The sequence below is a fragment of the Escherichia sp. 93.0816 genome (genome assembly GCF_013368855.2).
GTDB lineage: Bacteria > Pseudomonadota > Gammaproteobacteria > Enterobacterales > Enterobacteriaceae > Escherichia > Escherichia ruysiae.
Genome location: NZ_JABWNC020000001.1, coordinates 509779 through 533450 on the forward strand (window position 1 = coordinate 509779; position 23672 = coordinate 533450).

26 protein-coding genes are annotated in these 23672 nt (G+C 48.4%); 13 read left to right on the forward strand and 13 right to left on the reverse strand.

Annotated features, from left to right (window positions below; genetic code table 11):
- Positions 1 to 12: 12 nt before the first annotated feature.
- The 3 genes from HEM79_RS02610 (at position 13) to HEM79_RS02620 (ending at position 4006) form a co-directional block, all read left to right on the forward strand.
- The gene (locus tag HEM79_RS02610; RefSeq protein ID WP_000836030.1) at positions 13 to 1032 is read left to right on the forward strand and encodes a Zn-dependent oxidoreductase; all 1020 of its coding nucleotides are present in this window, start codon (positions 13 to 15) and stop codon (positions 1030 to 1032) included.
- Between the two features lie 57 nt (positions 1033 to 1089).
- Positions 1090 to 2457: an MHS family MFS transporter YdfJ gene (ydfJ, locus tag HEM79_RS02615; protein WP_176241083.1), complete on the forward strand. Its 1368-nt coding sequence runs from the start codon at positions 1090 to 1092 to the stop codon at positions 2455 to 2457.
- Positions 2458 to 2545: 88 nt separating this feature from the next.
- A complete protein-coding gene (locus HEM79_RS02620; RefSeq protein WP_176241082.1) occupies positions 2546 to 4006 on the forward strand; it encodes a mannitol dehydrogenase family protein in 1461 nt (486 codons plus the stop codon).
- A gap of 35 nt (positions 4007 to 4041) precedes the next feature.
- On the opposite strand, the gene ydfZ is transcribed toward HEM79_RS02620, so the two are convergent.
- The 3 genes from ydfZ to ydfG all read right to left on the reverse strand — a co-directional run bounded on the left by ydfZ (position 4042) and on the right by ydfG (position 5941).
- Positions 4042 to 4245, reverse strand: a complete 204-nt coding sequence (ydfZ, locus tag HEM79_RS02625) for a putative selenium delivery protein YdfZ (protein ID WP_000214710.1) — start codon at positions 4243 to 4245, stop codon at positions 4042 to 4044.
- 174 nt (positions 4246 to 4419) lie between these two features.
- The gene (rspR, locus tag HEM79_RS02630; RefSeq protein WP_000215571.1) at positions 4420 to 5106 is read right to left on the reverse strand and encodes a DNA-binding transcriptional regulator rspR; all 687 of its coding nucleotides are present in this window, start codon (positions 5104 to 5106) and stop codon (positions 4420 to 4422) included.
- Between the two features lie 88 nt (positions 5107 to 5194).
- Entirely contained in the window at positions 5195 to 5941 is a 747-nt protein-coding gene (gene ydfG, locus HEM79_RS02635) for a bifunctional NADP-dependent 3-hydroxy acid dehydrogenase/3-hydroxypropionate dehydrogenase YdfG (RefSeq protein WP_010346482.1), read from the reverse strand.
- Positions 5942 to 6077: 136 nt separating this feature from the next.
- Here ydfG and dcp point away from each other — a divergent pair, with 136 nt between their 5' ends.
- Positions 6078 to 8123, forward strand: coding sequence for a peptidyl-dipeptidase Dcp (dcp, locus tag HEM79_RS02640; protein WP_176241081.1), 2046 nt, complete (start codon positions 6078 to 6080; stop codon positions 8121 to 8123).
- A gap of 45 nt (positions 8124 to 8168) precedes the next feature.
- Here dcp and HEM79_RS02645 read toward each other — a convergent pair whose 3' ends face one another.
- Complete coding sequence (locus tag HEM79_RS02645; protein ID WP_001024824.1) at positions 8169 to 8687, reverse strand: 2-oxo-tetronate isomerase; 519 nt, start codon at positions 8685 to 8687, stop codon at positions 8169 to 8171.
- Between the two features lie 290 nt (positions 8688 to 8977).
- Here HEM79_RS02645 and ydeI point away from each other — a divergent pair, with 290 nt between their 5' ends.
- Positions 8978 to 9370, forward strand: a complete 393-nt coding sequence (ydeI, locus tag HEM79_RS02650; protein ID WP_000671720.1) for a YdeI family stress tolerance OB fold protein — start codon at positions 8978 to 8980, stop codon at positions 9368 to 9370.
- A 258-nt stretch (positions 9371 to 9628) separates the two neighbouring features.
- Positions 9629 to 10519: a diguanylate cyclase DgcZ gene (gene dgcZ / locus HEM79_RS02655; RefSeq protein WP_176241080.1), complete on the forward strand. Its 891-nt coding sequence runs from the start codon at positions 9629 to 9631 to the stop codon at positions 10517 to 10519.
- Between the two features lie 115 nt (positions 10520 to 10634).
- Here dgcZ and mgtT read toward each other — a convergent pair whose 3' ends face one another.
- The 3 genes from mgtT to ftrA all read right to left on the reverse strand — a co-directional run bounded on the left by mgtT (position 10635) and on the right by ftrA (position 11913).
- The gene (gene mgtT, locus HEM79_RS22555; protein WP_214678006.1) at positions 10635 to 10739 is read right to left on the reverse strand and encodes a protein MgtT; all 105 of its coding nucleotides are present in this window, start codon (positions 10737 to 10739) and stop codon (positions 10635 to 10637) included.
- A complete protein-coding gene (mgtS, locus tag HEM79_RS02660) occupies positions 10739 to 10834 on the reverse strand; it encodes a protein MgtS (RefSeq protein ID WP_000901364.1) in 96 nt (31 codons plus the stop codon). Before mgtS ends, mgtT begins: the two co-directional genes overlap by 1 nt.
- A gap of 107 nt (positions 10835 to 10941) precedes the next feature.
- Entirely contained in the window at positions 10942 to 11913 is a 972-nt protein-coding gene (ftrA, locus tag HEM79_RS02665) for a transcriptional regulator FtrA (RefSeq protein WP_176241295.1), read from the reverse strand.
- 94 nt (positions 11914 to 12007) lie between these two features.
- Between ftrA and HEM79_RS02670 the strand changes: the two genes are divergently transcribed.
- On the forward strand, positions 12008 to 12406 hold the full coding sequence (locus HEM79_RS02670; RefSeq protein ID WP_001271099.1) for a rhodanese-like domain-containing protein: 399 nt from the start codon (positions 12008 to 12010) through the stop codon (positions 12404 to 12406).
- 35 nt (positions 12407 to 12441) lie between these two features.
- Here HEM79_RS02670 and ydeE read toward each other — a convergent pair whose 3' ends face one another.
- Positions 12442 to 13629, reverse strand: a complete 1188-nt coding sequence (gene ydeE, locus HEM79_RS02675; protein WP_176241079.1) for an efflux MFS transporter YdeE — start codon at positions 13627 to 13629, stop codon at positions 12442 to 12444.
- 195 nt (positions 13630 to 13824) lie between these two features.
- Here ydeE and eamA point away from each other — a divergent pair, with 195 nt between their 5' ends.
- Entirely contained in the window at positions 13825 to 14724 is a 900-nt protein-coding gene (gene eamA / locus HEM79_RS02680; protein WP_176241078.1) for an O-acetylserine/cysteine exporter, read from the forward strand.
- 30 nt (positions 14725 to 14754) lie between these two features.
- On the opposite strand, the gene marB is transcribed toward eamA, so the two are convergent.
- The 3 genes from marB to marR are packed head-to-tail and all read right to left on the reverse strand — an operon-like array spanning position 14755 to position 15842.
- Positions 14755 to 14973 (reverse strand): multiple antibiotic resistance protein MarB, encoded by a 219-nt coding sequence (gene marB, locus HEM79_RS02685; protein WP_000803538.1) that lies wholly within the window; start codon positions 14971 to 14973, stop codon positions 14755 to 14757.
- 30 nt (positions 14974 to 15003) lie between these two features.
- Positions 15004 to 15387, reverse strand: coding sequence for an MDR efflux pump AcrAB transcriptional activator MarA (gene marA / locus HEM79_RS02690; protein WP_000091195.1), 384 nt, complete (start codon positions 15385 to 15387; stop codon positions 15004 to 15006).
- A 20-nt stretch (positions 15388 to 15407) separates the two neighbouring features.
- A complete protein-coding gene (gene marR, locus HEM79_RS02695) occupies positions 15408 to 15842 on the reverse strand; it encodes a multiple antibiotic resistance transcriptional regulator MarR (RefSeq protein WP_000843430.1) in 435 nt (144 codons plus the stop codon).
- 211 nt (positions 15843 to 16053) lie between these two features.
- Here marR and marC point away from each other — a divergent pair, with 211 nt between their 5' ends.
- Complete coding sequence (marC, locus tag HEM79_RS02700; RefSeq protein WP_000885044.1) at positions 16054 to 16719, forward strand: NAAT family transporter MarC; 666 nt, start codon at positions 16054 to 16056, stop codon at positions 16717 to 16719.
- A 149-nt stretch (positions 16720 to 16868) separates the two neighbouring features.
- On the opposite strand, the gene ydeA is transcribed toward marC, so the two are convergent.
- Together ydeA and ptrR are read right to left on the reverse strand one after the other, a co-directional pair.
- Entirely contained in the window at positions 16869 to 18059 is a 1191-nt protein-coding gene (gene ydeA / locus HEM79_RS02705; RefSeq protein WP_176241077.1) for an L-arabinose MFS transporter, read from the reverse strand.
- 142 nt (positions 18060 to 18201) lie between these two features.
- Positions 18202 to 19062: a putrescine utilization regulator PtrR gene (gene ptrR, locus HEM79_RS02710; protein WP_105289758.1), complete on the reverse strand. Its 861-nt coding sequence runs from the start codon at positions 19060 to 19062 to the stop codon at positions 18202 to 18204.
- 100 nt (positions 19063 to 19162) lie between these two features.
- On the opposite strand from ptrR, the gene sad reads away from it, so the two are divergent.
- The 4 genes from sad to HEM79_RS02730 all read left to right on the forward strand — a co-directional run bounded on the left by sad (position 19163) and on the right by HEM79_RS02730 (position 23457).
- The gene (gene sad / locus HEM79_RS02715; protein ID WP_176241076.1) at positions 19163 to 20551 is read left to right on the forward strand and encodes a succinate-semialdehyde dehydrogenase; all 1389 of its coding nucleotides are present in this window, start codon (positions 19163 to 19165) and stop codon (positions 20549 to 20551) included.
- A 63-nt stretch (positions 20552 to 20614) separates the two neighbouring features.
- Complete coding sequence (gene glsB, locus HEM79_RS02720; RefSeq protein WP_000257426.1) at positions 20615 to 21541, forward strand: glutaminase B; 927 nt, start codon at positions 20615 to 20617, stop codon at positions 21539 to 21541.
- Positions 21541 to 21900 carry a DUF4186 domain-containing protein gene (locus HEM79_RS02725; RefSeq protein WP_001191034.1) on the forward strand — a complete coding sequence of 120 codons (360 nt, stop codon included), beginning with the start codon at positions 21541 to 21543 and terminating at the stop codon, positions 21898 to 21900. The genes glsB and HEM79_RS02725 overlap by 1 nt, the downstream gene beginning before the upstream one ends.
- A 138-nt stretch (positions 21901 to 22038) precedes the next feature.
- Positions 22039 to 23457, forward strand: coding sequence for a GGDEF domain-containing protein (locus tag HEM79_RS02730; RefSeq protein WP_176241075.1), 1419 nt, complete (start codon positions 22039 to 22041; stop codon positions 23455 to 23457).
- Positions 23458 to 23672: the final 215 nt, after the last annotated feature.

Below are 23672 nucleotides of genomic sequence, written 5' to 3' on the forward strand. Positions count from 1 at the left end.
AGTCATACAATAATGAAAAGTATTTTAATTGAAAAACCGAATCAACTGGCGATTATCGAACGTGAAATTCCGACCCCGGCAGTGGGCGAAGTACGAGTAAAAGTGAAACTCGCAGGAATTTGTGGATCGGATAGTCACATTTATCGCGGTCATAATCCGTTTGCAAAGTATCCGCGTGTCATTGGTCACGAATTTTTTGGCGTGATTGATGCCGTAGGTGAAGGTGTGGATAACGCCAGAGTTGGCGAACGTGTTGCGGTAGATCCCGTAGTCAGCTGCGGACATTGTTATCCGTGCTCAATGGGTAAGCCCAACGTTTGCACAACTCTGGCTGTATTAGGTGTTCACGCTGATGGCGGTTTTAGCGAATATGCAGTCGTTCCGGCGAAGAATGCGTGGAAAATTCCCGATGGAGTGGCTGATCAGTTCGCTGTAATGATCGAGCCATTTACCATTGCGGCGAACGTTACCGGACACGGTCAGCCGACTGAAGATGACACCGTGCTGGTTTATGGTGCCGGTCCAATTGGTCTGACTATCGTTCAGGTATTAAAGGGTGTTTATAACGTTAAAAATGTGATTGTCGCCGATCGCATTGATGAACGACTGAACAAAGCGAAAGAGAGCGGGGCAGACTGGGTGATTAATAACAGCCAGACAACGCTTGGCGAAATATTCGCTGAAAAGGGCATCAAACCAACATTAATTATTGATGCTGCTTGCCATCCTTCCATTTTGAAAGAAGCGGTTATGCTGGCTTCTCCGGCGGCACGAATTGTGTTAATGGGCTTCTCCAGTGAACCGTCTGAAGTCATTCAGCAGGGAATTACCGGCAAGGAACTCTCTATTTTTTCTTCCCGGTTAAATGCCAATAAATTCCCGGTCGTTATCGACTGGTTAAGCAAAGGGTTAATTAATCCTGATAAATTAATTACTCATACCTTTGATTATCTGCATGTTGCTGATGCCATTTCATTATTCGAAAAGGATCAAAAGCACTGTTGCAAAGTTTTACTCACGTTTTCTGAATAATACCAATAATAGCGAATAAGCAGTACGCATCTTACCTCTTATTTAGAGATAATAATTATGACAATAGAAAAACATGAAAGAAGCACTAAGGATTTAGTGAAGGCAGCGGTATCAGGATGGTTAGGTACGGCACTTGAATTTATGGATTTTCAGTTATACTCGCTCGGTGCAGCGTTAGTATTCCATGAAATATTTTTTCCGGAATCATCAACCGCAATGGCGTTAATTCTGGCAATGGGAACCTACGGTGCTGGTTATGTTGCACGTATTGTCGGGGCATTTATTTTCGGCAAAATGGGCGACAGAATAGGGCGTAAAAAAGTGCTCTTTATTACCATCACCATGATGGGGATCTGTACTACCTTAATTGGTGTGTTGCCGACCTATGCGCAGATTGGTGTTTTTGCGCCAATATTGCTGGTGACGCTGCGTATTATTCAGGGGCTGGGGGCAGGCGCTGAAATTTCCGGTGCCGGTACGATGCTGGCGGAATATGCGCCGAAAGGTAAACGTGGCATTATCTCCTCATTCGTTGCGATGGGAACGAACTGCGGTACGTTGAGCGCAACGGCAATCTGGGCCTTTATGTTCTTTATTCTTAGTAAAGAAGAACTGCTGGCATGGGGATGGCGTATACCGTTCCTGGCGAGTGTGGTGGTGATGGTATTTGCTATCTGGTTGCGTATGAACCTGAAAGAAAGCCCGGTATTTGAGAAGGTTAACGACAGCAACCAACCTACAGCAAAACCTGCACCTGTTGGTAGCATGTTCCAGAGCAAATCTTTTTGGTTGGCAACGGGTCTGCGTTTTGGACAGGCAGGAAACTCAGGTCTGATTCAAACCTTCCTTGCTGGTTATTTAGTGCAAACTTTGCTGTTCAATAAAGCAATTCCCACAGATGCATTAATGATCAGTTCTATTATCGGTTTTATGACGATTCCTTTCCTCGGTTGGTTATCTGATAAAATTGGCCGTCGTATTCCTTACATCATTATGAATACTTCAGCTATTGTACTGGCGTGGCCAATGCTTTCTATCATTGTAGATAAAAGCTATGCACCGGGCACCATCATGGTTGCTCTCATTGTGATTCACAACTGCGCGGTGTTGGGATTATTTGCCCTGGAAAACATTACCATGGCAGAGATGTTCGGCTGTAAAAACCGCTTTACCCGAATGGCAATATCTAAAGAAATTGGTGGTCTCATCGCTTCAGGTTTTGGTCCTATTCTGGCCGGTATTTTCTGTACCATGACAGGATCCTGGTATCCGATTGCAATAATGATTATGGCTTATTCAGTCATCGGCTTAATTTCCGCGCTGAAAATGCCAGAAGTTAAAGACCGCGATTTGAGTGCGCTGGAAGATGCTGCAGAAGATCAACCGCGCGTCGTAAGAGCTGCGCAACCTTCAACAAGTCTGTAAATCCAGAATCCCTTCTCTTAGTGAGGAGGGATTTTTTATTCATATAACAAACCATTCAGCTTGCCATCTTGAAATTAAAGGATTTTTCATGGGAAATAATTTGTTATCAGCCAAAGCGACACTCCCTGTTTATGATCGTAATAACCTGGCGCCCAAAATTGTCCATTTAGGGTTTGGCGCATTTCATCGTGCGCATCAGGGCGTATATGCCGATATCCTGGCAGCCCAGCATTACAGCGATTGGGGCTACTATGAAGTGAACCTGATTGGCGGTGAACAGCAAATCATCGATCTAAAACAGCAAGATAATCTCTATACCGTTGCAGAAATGTCGGCTGATGCGTGGACCGCTCGCGTCGTCGGCGTCGTGAAAAAGGCGCTGCACGTACAAATAGATGGCTTAGAAGCCGTGCTGGCCGCGATGTGTGAACCGCAAATCGCAATTGTCTCTCTGACAATCACCGAAAAAGGGTATTTCCACTCTCCGGCAACCGGACAGTTAATGCTGGATCACCCGATGGTAGCTGCCGACTTGCAAAATCCCCACCAGCCGAAAACAGCAACAGGCGTGATTGTCGAGGCGCTGTCTCGCCGGAAAGCCGCAGGACTTCCAGCGTTTACCGTCATGTCATGTGACAACATGCCAGAAAACGGTCACGTTATGCGTGACGTTGTCACCTCATATGCCAGGGTTGTAGATGTAAAACTGGCACAATGGATAGAAGAAAACGTGACTTTTCCGTCGACAATGGTGGATCGCATTGTACCCGCAGTGACGGCAGAAACGCTGGACAAAATCGAACAACTTACCGGCGTGCGCGATCCGGCAGGCGTGGCCTGTGAGCCTTTCCGTCAGTGGGTTATTGAAGATAATTTTGTTGCCGGACGCCCTGAATGGGAAAAAGTCGGTGCTGAACTGGTCAGCGATGTGCTGCCTTATGAAGAGATGAAACTGCGTATGCTCAACGGCAGCCACTCCTTCCTGGCTTATCTGGGCTATCTGGCGGGATATCAGCACATTAACGACTGTATGGAAGATGAAAATTATCGTCATGCGGCACATGCCTTGATGTTGCAGGAACAGGCGCCCACGCTGAAAGTACAGGGTGTGGATTTGCAAAATTATGCCGATCGACTGATTGAACGCTACAGCAACCCGGCTTTACGTCACCGAACCTGGCAGATTGCAATGGATGGTAGTCAGAAACTGCCGCAGCGGATGCTGGATTCAATTCGCTGGCATCTGGAACATGACAGCGCGTTCGATCTGCTGGCGTTGGGCGTTGCTGGTTGGATGCGTTATGTTGGCGGTGTTGATGAACAGGGAAATCAGATTGAGATTAGCGATCCGTTACTACCGGTCATTCAAAAGGCTGTGCAAAGTAGCGCCGAAGGGAAAAAGCGTGTGCAGTCGTTGATGGCGATTAAGGCGATATTTGGCGAAGATTTGCCGAACAATAGCTTGTTTGTTGCAAAAGTGACGGAAGCGTACTTGGCTTTATTAGCGCATGGCGCGAAAGCGACCGTAGCGAAATATATCGTGAAGTAAAAACAGCAATGCCGCCATCGGCGGCATTCACACGCTTAGTTCATGCCGAGACGAATCAGGTCCAGAGGCGCGAGTTTTTCATCACAACCTTCAACAACCACGGTTTTACCGCGACGGATTTGTTCTGCGGTCAGACCTTCAGTGTCAATCGACAGGATCTTGCCAGTGTGACCGGTGCCGCTAACCATAACACGGCTGCCAGTGGTGATTGCGTTACGGTTACGATCGTAGGTCGTCATAGGTGTTTTCTCCTTTCTGATTTACAGTCGAAGCCCACGTAACGGGCGCAATATAAATACTCCTGTCGAGTGAATATTTTTTTGTTTATGATCAAGTTCACATCTTTTTTGATGCTTGCATGAACCAGAAGAAGGGGATGGACTCTCACCCCGGATGGGATGAGAGGAAATGAATTACTCTTCGCTAAACCAGTCGCTATTTTCCTGGCGGATCAGCTGCACGGATTCACTTATTTCCTGCAAATGCAGAGTCATTGCTTTTTCTACCGCATCGCCATCATGTTTTTGTAGAGCAGTAAAAATATCCATGTGTTGACGTAATAACATATCGGGCGGCGATACGTGGTCAAAGCTCATATAGCGCACGCGGTCAACAGTTGCTTTCAGGTTTTCAATGGTGTCCCACGCAAGCTGACAGTCGGCAATCTGCGTCAGAATTTGATGGAAGTTATCATCCAGCTCAAAAAAATCATCCAGCTGTTTGCGTTCAATGGCAATACGTTGTTGGTGGAGATTTTGCTCAAGCTGATAGCACTGGCTATCGGTAATCATGGTCGCCGCCCGGCGGGCAACGGCACACTCAATAGCCTGACGAATAAAACTACCGTTGCGTACCTGAGTCATGGAAATTTTATTGACGTAGCTGCCACGCTGCGGGCGAATTTGAATCAGGCCGTTTTCTGCCAGTTTAATGAAGGCTTCACGAACCGGCTGGCGTGACACATTGAAACGAACAGAAACTTCTTTTTCCGACAACGGTGTGCCCGGAGGGATCAGGCAATGGACAATGTCGCGGCGAAGAATACGATAAATTTGCTGATTGACAGGTTGTGTGGGATTAAGTTGCGTTTCGACGGTCATTCGTTCTTGCTTGTGAGTGGGTTAACTGCGAGAGTCTACCACTTTTTTGTGACAAGCAATAACCCGGCGGTTAAGCCGGGTATAAAAATTAATGGCGATGGACATTCAGTCCGGCATAGCTTTGGGTAACCGGCATCATTTCCAGGGTGTTGATGTTGACGTGAGCAGGGAGTGTGGCAACCCACCAGACTGCTTCGCTGACATCTTCTGGCGTCAGCGCAACGGTGTTTTGATAGGTTTTCTCCGCTTTATCGTCGTCGCCTTTAAAGCGGACATTGGAAAACTCGGTGCCACCCACCAGACCCGGCTCGATGTCGGTGACACGCACTGCCGTACCATGCAGGTCAGTGCGCAGATTCAGGCTGAACTGACGAACAAACGCTTTTGTCGCGCCATAAACGTTACCACCAGCATACGGCCAGCTACCCGCCGTTGAGCCAATGTTAATAATATGACCATGATTACGCTCGACCATGCCAGGCAGGACAGCGCGGGTCATATACACCAGGCCTTTATTGTTGGTATCAATCATGGTTTCCCAGTCTTCAACGCTGGCTTTATGTGCAGGTTCCATACCCAGCGCCAGTCCAGCATTGTTTACCAGAATATCGATATTACGCCACTCGGCAGGAAGCGAAGTCAGCATCTCTTCAATGGCGGCGCGGTTGCGAACGTCCAGTTGGGCGATATACAAATTATCTCCCAGTTCGTCTTTTAACTCCTGCAACCGTTCCTGGCGACGGCCAGTGGCGATAACTTTATGCCCTTGTTGAATAAAACGACGCGTAATGCATTCACCAAAACCTGCCGTTGCTCCAGTTACTAAAACGATCATCTCACTGTTCCTCAACGATTTTGTGTGTCAATAACATAGCACGTGATGCTTAAGAGCGGGTAATACTGGTTTGCAAGATTGCACTCCGTTATTAGTAAGCCTACGCTATGGAACACCTCGTTTTCAGGAGTAGAAAATGTCAACGACGAATCCTTTCCTTACGCAGAGTACTCTGCCGTATATGGCTCCCCATTTTGATCAGATTGAAAATCAACACTATCGCCCGGCATTCGATGAGGGAATGCGGCAAAAGCGGGTTGAGATAGAGGCGATAGCTTTAAACCCGCAGACGCCCGATTTTAATAACACTATTCTGGCTCTCGAAAAGAGCGGGGAATTACTCACTCGTGTTACCAGCGTCTTCTTTGCCATGACCTCGGCGCATACTAATGATGAATTACAGCGTCTTGATGAACAGTTCTCGGCGGAACTGGCGGAACTGGCGAATGATATCTACCTGAATGGTGAATTATTCGCGCGGGTAGATGCTGTCTGGCAGCGGCGCGAAACGCTGGGTCTTGATAGTGAATCTATTCGTTTGGTTGAAGTTATTCATCAGCGTTTTGTTCTTGCCGGTGCCAAACTTGAAGATGCCGATAAAGCAAAATTAAAATTGCTGAACACAGAAGCCGCAACCCTGACCAGTCAGTTTAACCAGCGATTATTAGCCGCGAACAAATCCGGTGGGCTGGTGGTTGACGATGTTCAGCAACTGGCAGGCATGAGTGAGCAAGAAATTGCGCTGGCGGCTGAGGCGGCTCGCGAGAAAGGTCTGGAAAACAAATGGCTTATTCCATTGCTGAATACCACGCAACAACCGGCGCTTGCGGAACTCCGCGATCGTTCTACACGTGAAAAACTGTTCACTGCGGGGTGGACACGCGCGGAAAAAAACGATGGCAATGATACTCGTTCCATCATTCAACGGCTTGTGGAGATCCGCGCCCAACAGGCGAAACTACTTGGTTTCCCTTATTATGCCGCATGGAAAATTGCCGATCAGATGGCAAAAACACCAGAAGCAGCACTCAACTTTATGCGGGAAATTGTTCCGGCGGCACGTCAACGTGCGAGCGATGAATTAGCGTCTATACAGGCGGTTATCGATAATCAGCAGGGCGGGTTCAGCGCCCAGCCGTGGGACTGGGCATTTTATGCTGAACAGGTGCGGCGGGAGAAATTCTGTCTCGATGAGGCGCAGCTTAAACCTTATTTCGAATTAAACACGGTGTTGAATGAAGGTGTATTCTGGACCGCCAATCAGCTCTTCGGTATTAAGTTTGTCGAACGTTTTGATATTCCTGTTTACCATCCTGATGTCCGCGTATGGGAAATTTTTGATCAGAATGGCGTGGGGCTGGCGTTATTTTACGGTGATTTCTTCGCCCGTGATTCAAAAAGCGGCGGCGCATGGATGGGTAATTTTGTAGAGCAATCTACGCTCAATGAAACACGCCCGGTAATCTATAACGTTTGTAATTATCAGAAACCGGCGACAGACGAACCCGCATTGCTGCTGTGGGACGATGTTATTACATTATTCCATGAGTTTGGGCATACGTTGCACGGTCTGTTTGCCTGCCAGCGTTATGCCACGCTTTCTGGCACCAATACACCACGCGATTTTGTCGAATTTCCTTCGCAAATCAACGAGCATTGGGCAATGCATCCGCAGGTATTCGCGCGCTACGCCCGGCATTATCAGACCGGGAAAGCAATGCCGGAAGAGTTGCAACAAAAAATGCGTAATGCCAGCCTGTTCAATAAAGGTTATGAGATGAGCGAACTGCTTAGCGCCGCACTTCTTGATATGCGCTGGCACTGTCTGCAAGAGCATGAAGCGATGCAGGATGTGAATGATTTCGAACTGCGGGCGCTGGCGGCGGAAAATATGGATCTTCCCGCCGTACCGCCACGTTATCGCAGCAGTTATTTCGCCCACATTTTTGGTGGCGGATATGCGGCGGGATATTACGCCTATTTGTGGACGCAAATGCTGGCAGACGATGGTTATCAATGGTTTGTCGAGCAGGGCGGCTTAACGCGTGAGAATGGGCAACGTTTTCGCGAGGCGATTCTTTCCAGAGGCAACAGCGAAGATTTAGAACGCCTGTATCGTCAATGGCGCGGTAAGGCACCACAGATTGCACCGATGTTGCAACATCGCGGGCTGGACGTCTAATTTTCTGTAAATATGGCTGGTCTGGCGTGAAGCCAGGCCAGAACGTCACTCCAGTAATTTCAAAAGCTGCGCCAGTGCAAATCGAACCGCCAATGCTAATACCGTTTCGCAATCGCCATCAAAATGCATAACCGCAGTATGCGTATTTCCTTTTATATTCCATGCGAACCAGACTGTGCCTGCGGGCGTACCATCCTGCCCACCTTCAGGCCCACCGTAGCCGGTAATGGCAATACTAATATCGACATCTGCGCGCTCTTTGGCGCCAGTTGCCATTTCTGCCGCTATCTTCTCGCTCACCGCCGTATATTTCTCAAGAGATTGCTGACTGACGCCAAGGATTTTCATTTTGGCTTGATCGGTAAAAGTGACAAAGCCTGCGCCGTAAAACTTTGGTGTGTCTTCAGCAGCACACAGCGCGCAAGCCAACTTACCGCCAGTGCATGATTCGGCGGTAGTTAAGCGTAATTGATCAGCGATAAGTCTTTGGCTCAACGCGGATGTCAGGTTTTCAATGGTATCGCTATCTGCAAGTTGTACAATTTTATTGCTATTAATGTTCATCGTTGTTTGTCCACGTTATTAGCTGCAAAGGCGATTTGCCTTTTTTGTATGTTCTTTCACTATAATAAAAATCAAATTTATAAAGCCGATTATTCTGAAAATATATTTAAGACTTAAACACAGCTTTCTTTAATCTTTTTATTGTCATTTTGAGTTAAATTTGCTGAAGATTTTGTTGCTAGCTGACTGATTTTAATTGTTTTATAACAATCAGTATGATTCTTATTTGTCAATTATAAAAATAGCAACCAGACTTAATAAGTCAAACCAAACGCAATTAAGGAGTTAGTATGAAATTTCAGGCCATTGTATTAGCAGGTTTTCTTGTCATGCCTTATGCGTTAGCGGATGACCAGGGCGGCTTAAAACAGGATGCAGCGCCACCACCGCCACATGCAATAGAAGACGGCTATCGCGGAACTGATGATGCAAAAAAAATGACCGTTGATTTTGCGAAAACTATGCATGATGGTGCCTCAGTTTCATTACGTGGTAATTTGATTTCCCACAAGGGTGAAGATCGTTACGTTTTTCGCGATAAGAGCGGTGAAATTAATGTTGTTATTCCTGCTGCCGTTTTTGATGGACGACAAGTTCAGCCTGACCAGATGATCAACATTAGCGGGAGTCTGGATAAGAAAAGCACCCCAGCCGTGGTTCGGGTCACACATCTGCAGAAATAGTCACAAAAATAAATGCGTCTGATGGCCCAATCAATTGGAGCATCAGGCTTTGCTGTTTATGTTATTTGCCTCTGTTTTATGGCGCAAAGAAGAGATAATTTACAGAATTAAACACTTTTTTATCTGCTTATTTTGTTTTAAATCACAACGTTATCTTTAACGTCGTCTCAGATTAGGATTTCTATTAAAATATTGACGTAATTTTTCTTTTCTCTCGGTAGAATACCGCGCACAAGGAACTGTGAAAAAGGAGTGGCAATGATCAAGAAGACAACGGAAATCGATGCCATCTTGTTAAATCTCAATAAGGCTATCGACGCCCATTACCAATGGCTGGTGAGTATGTTTCACAGCGTGGTAGCGAGAGATGCCAGTAAGCCAGAAATTACGGATAACCATTCTTATGGACTGTGCCAGTTCGGTCGCTGGATTGATCATCTGGGGCCACTCGATAACGATGAATTACCTTACGTTCGGCTAATGGATTCTGCCCATCAACATATGCATAACTGTGGTCGGGAATTAATGTTGGCTATTGTCGAAAATCGCTGGCAGGACGCTCATTTTGATGAATTTCAGGAAGGGTTACTTTCTTTTACGGCAGCATTAACCGATTACAAAATTTATTTACTGACGATTCGTAGCAATATGGATGTTCTGACTGGATTACCTGGTCGTCGGGTTCTTGATGAATCCTTTGATCATCAATTACGTAATGCTGAACCACTGAATCTCTATTTAATGCTGCTGGATATAGACCGATTTAAATTGGTTAATGATACCTACGGGCATTTAATCGGTGATGTGGTATTACGCACCCTGGCAACTTACTTAGCTACCTGGACACGTGATTATGAAACGGTTTATCGCTATGGCGGCGAAGAATTTATCATCATTGTCAAAGCTGCTAATGATGAAGATGCCTGTCGTGCCGGAGTACGCATTTGCCAGTTAGTCGATAACCATGCAATCGCACATTCTGAAGGGCATATCAACATAACCGTGACCGCAGGTGTGAGCCGTGCATTTCCTGAAGAACCGCTGGATGTGATCATCGGAAGAGCAGACCGGGCAATGTATGAGGGTAAGCAAACCGGAAGAAATCGCTGCATGTTTATTGACGAACAAAACGTGATTACCCGAGTTTAAGCGCCGTTTAACATTCATTGAGAAAAATAGTGCTACTGTGTCAATGATCCGTTACCAGTGCAGAGAAAAGCCTGTTAGCGCAAAAGTAAAAACACAAATCTATCCATGCAAGCATTCACCGCCGGTTTACTGGCGGTTTTTTTTCGCCGTCAGAAAAATCAGGCCCCTTGTACACAATTGTAACAAGGGGCCGGTTAGGTGAGGGATTATCTCCGTTCATTAGTCATCCCATTTGTGGCTGAAATACGCGGCCAGAAAGCCAGAAAATAAAATTATTCCCAGTACAGCTATAAAAACATTCATATTACCCAGCATTATTTGCCTCCGTTTATGGTGTGGTGTGTTTCCTCTCTTACCTTAATTTTCATCTCAATGAGAAAGATATTAGCAGAGGTAACCTAAACGAAGGCTGAATTAGAGGGTTAATGTGATGAGGAACGGCTGTTTTTCCGATATTGTGAAGGGGATAATAAAAAACGCTGGTGAAAATGATGACGCAGTAAAGATGAATTACCAAACCCCGTCAGCTCGGCAATTTTATCGATGCTAAACGACGAATTTTGCAGATAATCCTCCACTCGCATTAATCGCTCATTGATAAGCCAGCGGGCGGGTGTCATACCCGTTAAGGCGACAAAACGTCTTAAAAAAGTACGTTGACTCATATTCACTCGTCCGGCGAGAGAGGTAACGGTATGCGTTTGTGCCAGATTTTGCTGTAAAAAGTCGAATAATGCGCCTAACGTATGGCTTTCACGCGGCGCAGCCATCGGGCGTGTCAGGTTTTGTGGTTGCTCTCCGTGGCGATGTGGCTGAATGACCAGCCGCCGGGCGACATTATTAGCAATTTCATGACCATAATCTTTGCGCACGATATGTAAGCACAGATCGATCCCTGCTGCGCTTCCGGCGGAGGTCATTACTTGTCCTTCATCCTGATATAACACATTGTCACTTACATGAATTGAAGGGTAACGATGCTGGAGTTGTTCCGTGTAGCGCCAGTGGGTGGTCGCTTTTCGCTGGTGAAGAAGGCCAGCGGCGGCAAGGACAAATACGCCCGAGCATATCGATACCAGACGAGTACCGCGTTGATGTGCTTCGCGCAACGCCTGGCATAGTACTTCTGGTACTGTTGCATCTATACCGCGCCAGCCTGGAATAATAATCATATCGGCTTCAGTCAGTAGCTCCAGCCCGCCATCCGCAACTACGTGGATCCCGCCAGTAGCTTGCAGCGCGCCGGGTTCTACCGCCGCAACAGCAAACCGATACCAGTTATCGCCCAGTTCCGGGCGTGGCAGACCGAAGATTTCAACGGCTACACCGAATTCAAAAGTACAAAGCCCGTCATAGGCCAGTACAGCGACTAGCGGTCGTTGTACTATTGTCATCATTTTGCTTTTTTCTGGCATATTGGAAGGCGGTCAGTGAAAGGTTGATTGGTTACATTATTGTTAACACAACAACCCAAAAGGAAAAAGCAATATGCGTTATGTCACTGAATTTACCGCAGCGAAACCGGACGTTGCCGAAGCGCATTTTCTCATGCGTTTGAGTGTCGAAACGGATTGCGCCGATGTTCATGACTCGCTGGCCTACATTGGCGATGATTTCGTTTTGCTGCATGTGGTCGGGCGTGAAGAGGATTTCGCCCGTCGGCATGTCCCCGGCGCGATTCATCTGCCCCATAAGCAAATGACCGAAGAGAGAATGGCTCAATGGTCGGAAGATACTCTGTTTGTGGTGTATTGCGCGGGGCCACATTGTAACGGCGCAGACCGCGCGGCACTCAAACTGGCTCGGTTAGGAAGGCCAGTTAAAATCATGATCGGCGGGGTAACCGGCTGGGAAGATGAAGGCTACGCCTTTGCAACAGGAAAATAATGAGTCAAGCCGTGCCGTTAAGGCACGGCAGAGAGTCAACAAAGAACCGGCTGTCCCCAGGGTCTTGCGTGAATGCCTTTTAACATCAGCACCCATGCAGCAATGATCGCCAACGCTAAGATAACAAACAGCGAGGACGGCGGCAGGCTGGTGAGCACGACGCCACTCACTAATGGGTTAATCGCTGCACCAAGCCAGCCTAAAGACTGGGCGGAAAAATAGCTGGCTTTCATCCCTGACGGTGCAATATGGTCAATCAACATATATTCGCCAGGGGCATAAATGATTTCGCCAAGAGTAAACACGGCGGCTGAAATTCCCCAAAGTAGCAGGCTGTTGCCCGATAAGATAAACCCGACCAGACCGACGACAAAACAGAGAGTGCCGACCGTCATTAGCGCGCGGATGTTGGTCGGATTAATGCGCCGGCCCACGGAATATTGCAACGTAACTACCATCGCAGCATTAACCGGAAGAACAACCGCGACCACCTTTTCGGCAAAATCACCATCAGCAATCACCATCACGTATTGTGAAATGCACGAGGCAAACGCTCCGCTCACGAAAGAAGCCAGAAAGGCTGAGCAGGTGAACCACAGCAGAGCTTTATCCTGTAACAAAACCTTTGGTGACCAGACGCTGCCTGTCTCTGTGGTGATGATTTTCTCGCTGCGTTTCACCCAAATTTGAATGAAAAGCACAGGAAACGCAGAACAGATGGCTGCCAGCCAAAAGGGCAGATTGATACTTTGCATCACCAACAGCGTGCCGAGCGGTGGGCCGATGGTCCAGCCAATGTTGAGCATGGTGTAGTTGATCGAGAAGATCTTCGTTTTACTGGCGGAGGAAAGATTATCGGCAAACCAGGCTTTCAACACGGTAGCAAAAACGGAATACGCACAGTTGATGAGCGCGAAGAACAGCACCACCAGCGTCACGTTGTCCACCAGGGGAATGGCGATAAAACCGCTGGCGAAGGCGGTAATTGCCAGTAACATATAACGTTTCTTGTCGAACTTATCCGCCAGAATGCCAAACCCGAGGCTGAAAACGACGCCGATAGTAAGCGCAATTGTCATCGCATAACCAATCAAATCGACACCCAGACCGTACTGGCGACTCAAATAAATGGTCATAAACGGCAGCGTCGCGCCGCGTCCGATGGTTAATAACAACGACGAGGCAAGAAGGGCGCTGGTAGAGCGTCGCAGAGATAAGTTCATTTGGCTGTCCGGCAGTGCGTTTCGTTATGTTTTGTTTTAGAGATGTAAAGAAATAGCATGGCAAAAATCCGAAGTATAGCGACTTATTTGCGCATTAATGCCGTCGTAAACGGTGACTAACGAATCAACTGTTAAAGAAAAGTAAATTCCGCTAAGTTGATTGCTTACAAAAGATGAAAATTCAGGGGCGGTAGAATGTCGCGAAAAGATGGGTTGTTGGCGCTACTGGTAGTGGTAGTGTGGGGGCTTAATTTTGTGGTCATCAAAGTGGGGCTTCATAATATGCCACCGCTGATGTTGGCCGGTTTGCGCTTTATGCTGGTGGCCTTCCCGGCAATCTTTTTTGTCACACGACCGAAAGTACCGCTGAATTTGCTGCTGGGGTATGGTTTAACCATCAGTTTTGCGCAGTTTGCCTTTCTGTTCTGCGCCATTAACTTCGGTATGCCTGCAGGTCTGGCCTCGCTGGTTTTACAGGCACAGGCGTTTTTTACGATTGTCCTCGGCGCGTTTACTTTCGGTGAGCGACTGCATGGCAAGCAACTGGCGGGGATCGCCTTAGCGATATTTGGCGTGCTGGTGTTGATTGAAGATAGCCTGAACGGTCAACATGTGGCGATGCTCGGTTTTATGCTGACCCTGGCGGCAGCATTTAGCTGGGCGTGTGGCAACATCTTCAATAAAAAGATCATGTCGCACTCATCGCGCCCGGCAGTGATGTCGCTGGTAGTGTGGAGCGCATTGATCCCGATTCTCCCGTTCTTTGTTGCCTCGTTCATTCTCGATGGTTCCGCAACAATGATTCACAGCCTGGTCACTATCGATGTGACCACCATTTTGTCTCTGATGTATCTGGCGTTTGTGGCGACAATTGTCGGCTATGGGATCTGGGGTACGCTGCTTGGGCGTTATGAAACCTGGCGCGTGGCACCGTTATCGTTACTTGTCCCGGTGGTCGGTCTGGCAAGTGCGGCGTTATTGTTAGATGAACGATTAACGGGTCTGCAATTTTTCGGTGCGGTGCTGATAATGGGCGGGCTGTATATCAATGTGTTTGGTTTGCGGTGGCGTAAAGCGGTGAAGGTGAGAAGTTAATAAGCCCCGAGATGTCGGGGCCAGAATTAACTACATGGCGTGTTGATTATAATAGGGCACGCCCAGCGCATCCGACTTATCACTGCCTGTACCCATGTGATTTAAATCGAATGGTGGTTGTTCCTGCGATGGGGGAACAATCACTTCATCACCACAGGGAATAACCGTCGGCTGCGTGGTTTGTTCCGCAAAGCCTTGCGCAGAAAAGACAATAAGCGCGGTTATCATTGCGGATAAAAGTGGTTTCATGATTGCCTCAGTGACGTTGTCACGTTTCAACTAGCTATTGTAATGATTTAATGGATGTAAAAAGCGCGATTCGCCCTGAATATTAGCCATCCGGTATTTATGCGGCGGAACATCAAAGTAGTTTTTGAAGGTTCGGGTCAGCGTTTGCTGGGACTCGAAACCATAACGTTCTGCCAGATAGAGTATCGGCTCGTTGCTTTCTTTCAGCTTTTGCGCGATTTCTGTCATCTTACGGCTGCGGATATATTGGCCTAATGAATGACCGGTTTCTTTTTTAAACATCCGTTGCAGGTGCCATTTGGAGTAACCCGAACGCTCTGACACTTTCTCCAGTGACAGTGGCGATTCCAGGTTGTCCTCGATCCAGTCCAAAATGCTATGAATGGTAATAGCGTCAGTGTTGCGTCTGGACATCGTCATACCTCTTTTTTTGTTTACGGCAGGACTTTCTTAAGCAAATGCTCAAGCGTTGCCACTTCGTCCGCCGTCAGGTTTTTTGTTAATTCTTGATGCAGGTCCTGGCCAACTAATTGATGGCATTGTTCACATATCGCTGCGCCGCTGGTGGTGAGCTTTACCAGCACGCCGCGCTTGTCATTCGGGTTCGGCAACCGTTCTACCCAGCCTTTACAGACCAGGCGATCCAGCATACGGGTCAGTGCCCCAAGGTCGACCGACAACACTTTTTTCAGTTCGACCGGTGTAATGCACGCCGCGCAGCGGATAGAGCAGAGCACCTTAAACTGTGCCGCAGTGATATCCAGCGGAGACAGATAATCGTTAAGCAGACGGTCTTTCTTCTGATTAACCATATAGATTAAGCGACCCAAGGGGATGATTTCATTGAACAGGTCGCTGGTACTTTTCACAATGGTTGCCCTGGCAAGTAATTAGTTGCAGGGGATAATATTGCCCAGGCAAGTATATGTCAAATGAATGAATTGTCTGATGCCACGTTTTGCTAAATCGGTTCAAGTTTTGGTCAGTGCTATGCAAGATTAGTTAAAGAGTGAAACTTTCTCTTTGTTTTCCCTTTATACTTTTCGCTGATTACTCAGACACACAGGACAACAACCACCAATGTTAGATTTGTTTAAAGCAATTAGTCTGGGGCTGGTGGTGTTGCTGCCGTTAGCCAACCCATTAACGACAGTCGCGTTATTTCTTGGCCTGGCGGGCAACATGAACAGCGCCGAACGTAACCGCCAGTCGTTGATGGCCTCGGTATACGTATTTGCCATCATGATGGTGGCGTATTACGCCGGGCAACTGGTGATGGATACGTTCGGAATTTCGATTCCCGGTCTACGTATTGCAGGTGGTTTAATCGTCGCGTTTATCGGTTTTCGTATGCTCTTTCCTCAGCAAAAGGCAACGGATTCACCGGAAGCAAAAAGCAAATCAGAAGAGCTGGAAGATGAACCCAGCGCCAATATTGCTTTTGTGCCACTGGCAATGCCAAGTACCGCCGGACCGGGAACCATTGCGATGATCATTAGCTCGGCGTCAACGGTGCGTCAGAGTTCAACCTTCGCGGACTGGGTGCTGATGGTTGCGCCGCCGCTGATCTTTTTCCTGGTGGCGGTCATTTTATGGGGAAGCCTGCGTAGCTCTGGTGCCATTATGCGGCTGGTGGGGAAAGGGGGAATTGAAGCAATCTCCCGCCTGATGGGCTTCTTGCTGGTTTGTATGGGCGTGCAGTTTATTATTAACGGCATCCTGGAAATTATTAAAACTTACCATTAAAAAAGACCCGAATGGGTCTGAGCAGATGACAAACGCAACATTGCCTGATGCGCTACGTTTATCAGGCCTACGTAATCTCTGCAATGTATTGAGCTTGAGTGCTTTTGTATTTACCGACCCGAACAAAGCGGCCTGTTCGGGTCTTTAAACTACCGAGTTTGTTCTTCGAGTGTCACAGGCCAGCGGCGGAATATGATAATTGACCATATCAACGCGGCGAGTGCCGGAACTGCGCCCACATAACCAATCATCGACATCGACCAGTGCAGACTTACCTGATTACCCACCAGTGCTCCGGTGCCAATGCCAATATTAAATATCCCGGAAAAGAGCGCCATCGCAACGTCGGTGGCATCCGGTGCCAGCGCCAGTACTTTAACCTGCATCCCAAGCCCGATGATCATCATTGCGATCCCCCAGAAAATGCTCAGCACGCCGAGGTGTATCTCGCTACTTGCCGAAGGCAACAGTAGCGCCAGGCACACCAGCAATAGCGCAATCGCCGCACTGACCAGCACAGATGCGTACTGATTACCCAGCTTACCGAAAATCACGCTACCAATGATGCCTGCACCACCGAGCATCAACAGCAATGCTGTGGCAAAGTTGGCGCTGAACCCCGCAACGTTTTGCACAAAAGGTTCAATATAGCTGTATGCCGTGTAATGGGCGGTGACCACGACCACCGTCAGCAAATAAATGCTCATCAATGCCGGGCGACGAAACAGCAGCGGAAGACTTTTTAACGAACCAGAGTGCTCACTGGGCAGTAATGGAAGTAATTTGATCAGGCACAAAAGGGTGATAAGCGCCCCGATACCAATCGCGAAGAAGGTCGTTCGCCAGCCGAAATACTGCCCCACAATGCGCCCGAGAGGTAAACCTAATACCATCGCCAGTGCTGTGCCGGTGGCAATTAAACTCAATGCCTGCGCTCGCTTCCCGGCTGGTGCCATACGGATTGCAAGAGACGCCGTAATCGACCAGAAAATAGCATGGGCGAAAGCCACACCAATACGGCTGATCACCAGAACGGTAAAGCTCCACGATAAAAACGACAGTATGTGGCTGGCGATAAACACCACAAACAGACAGATCAGTAATTTGCGGCGTTCGACCTGACTGGTCATTAGCATAAAAGGCAGTGACATTAGCGCCACTACCCACGCATAAATGGTCAACATGATACCGACTTGTGCGGTTTGCATATGAAAGCTTTGCGCAATATCAGAAAGCAAACCTACAGGCACAAATTCGGTGGTATTGAAGATGAAGGCGGCAACTGCCAGCGTAACGACCCGTAGCCACGCCACTTTGCGGGAAACAATATTTGTTGTCATAACCGATTATCGGATGAGTTGCGAAAAGGTAATTAAATGATCTTAAAACGGTTAATGATCTGAATACAACGGTTTTGTGATCTATGTCGCGTTTCGCCGATTCATGCTGTATCAACGGCAGCGTGAGTAGCAGGTACAACATTTAGTCTGGTACATCCAGCAGTTCAATAAACGCCTCAAGCGGACGCGTTTTCGCACCGCGACGCCAGACCAGCCAGGTCGTTAACCAACGCCATTGCTCAGCCAACGGCCACGCTTCAACCTGGTGATGCCCGGGCATACTTTCCAGCATAGAACGAGGGATAAGCGCAATGCCCGCACCCGCGACCACACAGGCCAGCATCCCGTGATACGATTCCATCTCATGAATAGTCCCCGGTGCTGCGCCGTCAGCATGAAACCAGCTCTCAAAATGACGGCGATACGAACAATTGGCGCGAAAGGCATAGATGTTGTAACCATTAACCTGACTGGCGCGGGTAACTGGCACATGTCCTTGCGGCGTGACGATCATCAGCTCCTCACGATACACCGGTATCCCGTCGATGGCGGTATGGTTAATGGGCCCATCAATAAATGCCGCATTCAGTTTTCCTTCCAGTACGCCGTCCAGCATCGTGCCAGAAGGGCCGGTGGAAAGTGAAAACTGAATTTTGGGGTAACGGCGGTTAAATTCTGCCAGCGTTGCCGGAATACGCACTGCGGCGGTGCTTTCCAGCGATCCGAGAGAAAACAGACCCTGCGGCTCATCGCCAGCCACGACATTTCGCGCCTCATCCACCAGTGCGAGAATTTGTTGGCTGTAGCGTAAAAAGTTATGCCCGGCGGGAGAGAGACGTAAACGCTGATTTTCGCGGATAAACAGCTCAACACCAAGCTCTGTTTCCAGTTGACGTATACGAGTCGTGAGATTTGACGGCACACGATGTACTTTAGCCGCAGCCTGGGTAATGCTGCCAGCCTCGGCAACTGCGTTGAACATCTCCAGTTGAGTCAGATCCATAGCATTCTCGATTTGTGAATAAGTGGCTTAATATTATTCATTTTCAAACAAGAGTAAATCTACGTATCTTCAAACCATAACTCATAAAGGAGATACCCCAATGACCATCACTCCGGCGACCCATGCCATTTCGATAAATCCAGCCAATGGTGAACAACTTTCTTCACTGCCCTGGGCTGGCGCTGACGATATTGAAAACGCTCTTCAGCTTGCAGTGGAAGGTTTTCGCGGCTGGCGCGAGACAAGCGTAGATTACCGGGCGGAAAAACTGCGTGATATCGGTAAAGCTCTGCGCACTCGCAGCGAAGAGATGGCGCAAATGATCACCCGTGAAATGGGTAAACCCATCAGACAGGCGCGTGCCGAAGTGGCGAAATCGGCGAATTTGTGTGACTGGTATGCAGAGCATGGCCCGGCAATGCTGAAAGCGGAACCAACGCTGGTTGAGAATCAGCAGGCGGTTATTGAGTATCGACCGATGGGGACGATTCTGGCGATTATGCCGTGGAACTTTCCTTTATGGCAGGTGATGCGTGGCGCTGTTCCCATCATTCTTGCAGGTAACGGCTACTTACTTAAGCACGCGCCGAATGTGATGGGCTGTGCTCAGCTCATTGCCCAGGTGTTTAAAGATGCGGGTATCCCACAAGGTGTATATGGCTGGCTGAATGCTGACAACGATGGTGTCAGTCAGATGATTAAAGATTCACGTATTGCGGCGGTCACCGTAACCGGAAGTGTCCGTGCAGGAGCGGCTATTGGTGCACAGGCTGGTGCGGCACTGAAAAAATGCGTACTGGAGCTGGGCGGTTCAGATCCGTTTATTGTGCTTAACGATGCCGATCTGGAACTGGCGGTGAAAGCGGCGGTAGCCGGGCGTTACCAGAATACCGGACAGGTTTGCGCAGCGGCAAAACGCTTTATCATCGAAGAGGGGACTGCTTCGGCATTTACCGAACGTTTTGTAGCGGCTGCGGCAGCACTGAAAATGGGCGATCCCCGTGACGAAGAGAACGATCTTGGTCCGATGGCACGTTTTGACTTGCGTGATGAGTTGCATCATCAGGTGGAAAAAACCCTGGCGCAGGGCGCACGTCTGTTACTGGGCGGGGAAAAGATGGCTGGGGCAGGTAACTACTATCCACCAACGGTTCTGGCAAATGTCACCCCAGAAATGACCGCATTTCGTGAAGAAATGTTTGGCCCCGTTGCGGCAATCACCGTAGCGAGAGATGCAGAACATGCGCTGGAACTGGCTAATGACAGTGAGTTCGGCCTTTCTGCGACGATTTTTACTACTGACGAAACACAAGCCAGACAGATGGCGGCACGTCTGGAATGCGGCGGCGTGTTTATCAACGGTTTCTGTGCCAGCGACGCACGGGTCGCTTTTGGCGGTGTGAAGAAGAGCGGTTTTGGGCGTGAACTTTCTCATTTCGGTTTACATGAGTTCTGTAATATCCAGACGGTGTGGAAAGACCGGATCTGACGTCACATATTTAGCTCTGTTATACTCGCAGGTCTTTTCAGACCTGCGAGCAAGGAGCAGAGAGTGGCTGTCGCCATGGATAATGCAATTTTAGAGACCATTTTGCGGCAAGTGCGACCGCTGATCGGTCAGGGTAAAGTCGCTGATTATATTCCGGCACTGGCAACCGTTGATGGTTCCCGTCTGGGGATTGCTATCTGTACCGTTGATGGGCAGCTTTTTCAGGCCGGAGACGCGCAAGAACGTTTTTCTATTCAGTCTATTTCCAAAGTGCTCAGTCTCGTTGTCGCCATGCGTCATTACTCCGAAGAGGAAATCTGGCAACGCGTCGGCAAAGATCCGTCGGGATCTCCGTTCAATTCCTTAGTGCAACTGGAAATGGAGCAGGGCATTCCGCGTAATCCGTTTATTAATGCCGGTGCGCTGGTGGTCTGCGATATGCTGCAAGGGCGATTAAGCGCACCACGGCAACGTATGCTGGAAGTCGTGCGCGGCTTAAGCGGCGTGTCTGATATTGCCTACGATACGGTGGTTGCTCGCTCCGAGTTTGAACATTCCGCGAGAAATGCGGCAATCGCCTGGCTGATGAAGTCGTTTGGCAATTTCCATCATGATGTGACAACCGTTCTGCAAAACTACTTTCATTACTGTGCACTGAAAATGAGCTGCGTTGAGCTGGCGCGGACGTTTGTCTTTCTGGCGAATCAGGGAAAGGCTATTCATATCGATGAGCCCGTAGTAACGCCAATGCAGGCACGGCAAATTAACGCGCTGATGGCAACGAGCGGAATGTACCAGAACGCGGGGGAGTTTGCCTGGCGGGTAGGGCTTCCGGCGAAATCTGGCGTTGGCGGCGGTATTGTTGCGATCGTACCGCATGAAATGGCTATCGCGGTATGGAGCCCGGAACTGGATGATGCAGGTAACTCGCTTGCCGGTATTGCAGTACTTGAACAATTGACGAAACAATTAGGACGCTCGGTTTATTAATGCAGTCACTTGATCCACTCTTCGCGCGTTTATCCCGTTCAAAATTTCGCTCTCGCTTTCGTCTGGGCGTCAAGGAGCGTCAGTATTGTCTGGAGAAGGGCGCGCCGGTTATTGAACAACATGCGGCAGATTTTGTCGCTAAGCGTCTGGCTCCGGCATTACCGGCGAACGACGGTAAGCAAACCCCCATGCGCGGGCATCCGGTGTTTATCGCTCAGCACGCTACCGCGACCTGTTGCCGTGGCTGTCTGGCTAAGTGGCATAACATTCCGCAGGGTGTTTCGTTAAGTGAGGAGCAACAACGTTATATTGTGACGGTTATCTATCACTGGCTGGTTATTCAGATGAATCAGCCATAAGAATGGTGGTAAAAGCCAAAAGATCATCTGATTGATATCTTTCTTTGTCGCCGCTGTCAGCGAACATGCTATCCTTTATGAGAATTTACTTATTGCGTTGAGATAATTGCCACTCGCAATTGTATGGACAGATAATTAATGCATGTACACCCCATATCCACTTTCCGTTTGTTCCAGGAAGGTCATCTACTACGTAATAGCATTGCAATTTTTGCGCTAACGACGCTGTTCTATTTTATAGGTGCAGAGCTACGCCTGGTTCACGAACTTTCTCTTTTCTGGCCGCTGAATGGCGTGATGGCAGGGGTATTTGCCCGCTACGTCTGGCTTAATCGTCTGCATTACTATGCCATCTGTTACGTGGCAATGCTGGTTTATGATGCCATGACCACCGAATGGGGGCTGGTTTCACTGGTTATCAATTTATCCAATATGATGTTTATCGTAACTGTCGCCCTACTGGTTATGCGGGATAAGCGTCTGGGGAAAAATAAGTACGAGCCAGTAAGCGCATTACGGTTATTTAATTATTGTCTGATTGCCGCTTTATTATGTGCCATCGTCGGGGCGATTGGTTCGGTCAGTATTGATAGTCTGGATTTCTGGCCTTTGCTTGCTGACTGGTTTAGTGAACAATTCTCAACAGGCGTGTTGATTGTTCCTTGTATGCTGACGCTGGCAATTCCTGGGGTATTGCCGCGCTTTAAAGCAGAGCAGATGATGCCAGTCATTGCGCTTATTGTGTCGGTTATTGCCTCGGTCGCCATTGGCGGAGCGGGGAGTCTGGCGTTCCCGCTGCCCGCATTAATCTGGTGTGCGGTGCGTCATACGCCACAGGTGACGTGTCTGCTGACTTTTATCACCGGAGCAGTGGAGATCGTACTGGTGGCAAATTCGGTAATTGATATCGCCGTCGGTTCGCCGTTCTCTATTCCGCAAATGTTCTCCGCACGGCTTGGCATTGCCACGATGGCGATTTGCCCAATTATGGTTTCCTTTAGCGTGGCCGCGATTAATTCGCTAATGAAGCAAGTTGCGCTGCGAGCCGACTTTGATTTTCTGACTCAGGTTTACTCACGATCCGGTCTTTATGAGGCGCTGAAAAGTCCATCGCTGCAACAGACACAACATCTGACCGTCATGTTGCTTGATATCGACTATTTCAAAAGCATTAACGATAACTATGGTCATGAGTGTGGCGATAAAGTATTAAGCGTGTTTGCCCAGCATATTCAGAAAATTGTCGGCGATAAGGGGCTGGTGGCAAGAATGGGAGGCGAAGAGTTTGCCGTAGCCGTGCCTTCAATGAATCCCGTTGATGGTCTGCTGATGGCGGAGAAAATTCGTAAAGGCGTGGAACTGCAACCGTTCAACTGGCAACAAAAGACGCTTTATCTGACGGTTAGCATCGGCGTCGGTAGTGGGGATGCTTCATACCGCACACTAACCGATGACTTCAATAAATTGATGGTTGAAGCTGATACGTGTCTCTATCGGTCGAAGAAAGACGGGCGTAACCGCACCAGTACCATGCGTTATGGTGAGGAAGTTGTCTGACAGCTTTGTTATTTTGTCACGGTTTTAGCGTAATGTGTTCTACCACTCTGTTGACTGGAGAAAGAGGAAAATCCTCGATGGAACCATGATCCGCGCCACATTTTTATCTTAAACCTGCTAATTAATCATCACGAGTTGATCAAAACAGGGGTTCAGTGTATTAAAGTTTGCTAACCTGTCGTACCAATTCAAGCAGGTTGTATGACTAATCAAAA

Excerpts from the sequence above, each read along its gene's own strand:
- ydfJ (WP_176241083.1), top strand. The coding sequence starts at position 1,090 with ATGACAATAGAAAAACATGAAAGAAGCACTAAGGATTTAGTGAAGGCA.
- ydfG (WP_010346482.1), bottom strand. The coding sequence starts at position 5,941 with ATGATCGTTTTAGTAACTGGAGCAACGGCAGGTTTTGGTGAATGCATT.
- ydeE (WP_176241079.1), bottom strand. The coding sequence starts at position 13,629 with ATGAACTTATCTCTGCGACGCTCTACCAGCGCCCTTCTTGCCTCGTCG.
- sad (WP_176241076.1), top strand. The coding sequence starts at position 19,163 with ATGACCATCACTCCGGCGACCCATGCCATTTCGATAAATCCAGCCAAT.
- ptrR (WP_105289758.1), bottom strand. The coding sequence starts at position 19,062 with ATGGATCTGACTCAACTGGAGATGTTCAACGCAGTTGCCGAGGCTGGC.
- marB (WP_000803538.1), bottom strand. The coding sequence starts at position 14,973 with ATGAAACCACTTTTATCCGCAATGATAACCGCGCTTATTGTCTTTTCT.
- ydeI (WP_000671720.1), top strand. The coding sequence starts at position 8,978 with ATGAAATTTCAGGCCATTGTATTAGCAGGTTTTCTTGTCATGCCTTAT.
- rspR (WP_000215571.1), bottom strand. The coding sequence starts at position 5,106 with ATGACCGTCGAAACGCAACTTAATCCCACACAACCTGTCAATCAGCAA.
- marA (WP_000091195.1), bottom strand. The coding sequence starts at position 15,387 with ATGTCCAGACGCAACACTGACGCTATTACCATTCATAGCATTTTGGAC.
- HEM79_RS02620 (WP_176241082.1), top strand. The coding sequence starts at position 2,546 with ATGGGAAATAATTTGTTATCAGCCAAAGCGACACTCCCTGTTTATGAT.
- eamA (WP_176241078.1), top strand. The coding sequence starts at position 13,825 with ATGTCGCGAAAAGATGGGTTGTTGGCGCTACTGGTAGTGGTAGTGTGG.
- HEM79_RS02610 (WP_000836030.1), top strand. The coding sequence starts at position 13 with ATGAAAAGTATTTTAATTGAAAAACCGAATCAACTGGCGATTATCGAA.
- HEM79_RS02725 (WP_001191034.1), top strand. The coding sequence starts at position 21,541 with ATGCAGTCACTTGATCCACTCTTCGCGCGTTTATCCCGTTCAAAATTT.
- mgtT (WP_214678006.1), bottom strand. The coding sequence starts at position 10,739 with ATGAACGGAGATAATCCCTCACCTAACCGGCCCCTTGTTACAATTGTG.
- marC (WP_000885044.1), top strand. The coding sequence starts at position 16,054 with ATGTTAGATTTGTTTAAAGCAATTAGTCTGGGGCTGGTGGTGTTGCTG.
- mgtS (WP_000901364.1), bottom strand. The coding sequence starts at position 10,834 with ATGCTGGGTAATATGAATGTTTTTATAGCTGTACTGGGAATAATTTTA.
- HEM79_RS02670 (WP_001271099.1), top strand. The coding sequence starts at position 12,008 with ATGCGTTATGTCACTGAATTTACCGCAGCGAAACCGGACGTTGCCGAA.
- HEM79_RS02730 (WP_176241075.1), top strand. The coding sequence starts at position 22,039 with ATGCATGTACACCCCATATCCACTTTCCGTTTGTTCCAGGAAGGTCAT.
- ydeA (WP_176241077.1), bottom strand. The coding sequence starts at position 18,059 with ATGACAACAAATATTGTTTCCCGCAAAGTGGCGTGGCTACGGGTCGTT.
- dcp (WP_176241081.1), top strand. The coding sequence starts at position 6,078 with ATGTCAACGACGAATCCTTTCCTTACGCAGAGTACTCTGCCGTATATG.
- ftrA (WP_176241295.1), bottom strand. The coding sequence starts at position 11,913 with ATGACAATAGTACAACGACCGCTAGTCGCTGTACTGGCCTATGACGGG.
- dgcZ (WP_176241080.1), top strand. The coding sequence starts at position 9,629 with ATGATCAAGAAGACAACGGAAATCGATGCCATCTTGTTAAATCTCAAT.
- ydfZ (WP_000214710.1), bottom strand. The coding sequence starts at position 4,245 with ATGACGACCTACGATCGTAACCGTAACGCAATCACCACTGGCAGCCGT.
- HEM79_RS02645 (WP_001024824.1), bottom strand. The coding sequence starts at position 8,687 with ATGAACATTAATAGCAATAAAATTGTACAACTTGCAGATAGCGATACC.